The sequence below is a fragment of the Streptomyces sp. 13-12-16 genome, assembly GCF_002114215.1.
Taxonomy (GTDB): Bacteria; Actinomycetota; Actinomycetes; order Streptomycetales; family Streptomycetaceae; genus Streptomyces.
Window position 1 is genome coordinate 1 of sequence record NZ_NCTE01000662.1, and the last position, 1,089, is coordinate 1,089.

The window sequence follows — 1,089 nt, forward strand, 5'->3', positions numbered from 1 at the left end:
CCGGATGCTCGCCGGCGCCCCCGCCGGGCGCTCCGCCGCCGGGCTGCGGGAGTGGGCCGACGACTGCTCCGTCGCCGCGCTGCGGATCCACCGGCTGCTGGACGGCTCCGGCGACGACTCCGGTCTCGCCGACGCCCGCCGTGCCGACCGCCCCGACGGCCTGTCACCGCTGCTCGCCGCCGAACTGCGCCGCCAGCTCACGGTCCTGGAACTCCTCGCCGCCCACGGCCCGGGGGGCCTGCGCGGAGCCCTCGAGGTCTCGACGGAGGGGCGCCGGGTCCTGCGCGCCGTGGTGTCCCGCCGCAGCCGCAGGGACGGCTGAGCCCCGCCCGCGCATCAGGGTGACGAAACGCTTCTCCGGCGCGCTTACCAGGATGTGACGACTGCGACGACTGTGACCACACAGCAGGAGACCAGGCCCCAGGCCGCGACCAAGCCGGTCCGCTGGGCGGCGGACGCGGTGGCGGCGATGCGCGAAGGGGCCCGGCTGCGCCTCGACTACTCGGCGCGCAGTCTGTGGAGCGTCGACCGGATGATCGAGGACATACGCCAGGAGGCGGCCCCGTTCGCCGCCGTGGAACTGGTGCTGCGCGGATTCGGCGCCTACGCCGGCGAGGTGATCGCCCGCCAGACCGGCGGCGAGTGGTGGTCCTCCGGCGGCGACCACTGGGTCCGCACCCCGGACGGCCACCTCTGGGACCCCATCGACGAGGCCCGCCGCTGCTACACGGGCGACGGCTCCCTCCGCCTGCTGTGCCGCGACGCCTCCGGCGGGGGATCGCGCCCGTAGCGCGGCGCCCCGTGGTGTGACGTCCTCGGGCCTCGTGACGCGGGAGCCGGTGAGCCGGCTGTTCCTCCGCCGTCGATGACACGGATGGCCGGAGGCCGCACGGCGAAGGAGTTCCGGCGGACGGTCCGCCCGGCGATCGGGAAGGGCGACCGGACGGCGCGGCTGCTCGTCGTGGCCCTGGCGGCCCGTGCCGCCGGGCTGGGCGCCCGGCTGATCACGGCCGGGCGGTGGTCCGCGGCGGACACGGAACGGCCGGGCGGTGGTCCGCGGCGGACACGGAACGGCCGGGCGGTGGTCCG

General features: G+C 77.0%; 2 protein-coding genes and 1 pseudogene. All 3 read left to right on the forward strand.

Annotation, left to right across the window (positions count from 1 at the left end; all coding sequences use genetic code 11):
- Nucleotides 1-322 (forward strand): annotated as a pseudogene (locus B7767_RS25485) (hypothetical protein); the annotation flags it as partial.
- Nucleotides 323-394: 72 nt separating this feature from the next.
- Nucleotides 395-790 (forward strand): hypothetical protein, encoded by a 396-nt coding sequence (locus B7767_RS25490; protein WP_085574245.1) that lies wholly within the window; start codon nucleotides 395-397, stop codon nucleotides 788-790.
- 84 nt (nucleotides 791-874) lie between these two features.
- Nucleotides 875-1,089 (forward strand): hypothetical protein (locus B7767_RS25495; RefSeq protein ID WP_143652635.1); only part of this gene is annotated, 215 nt, incomplete at its 3' end.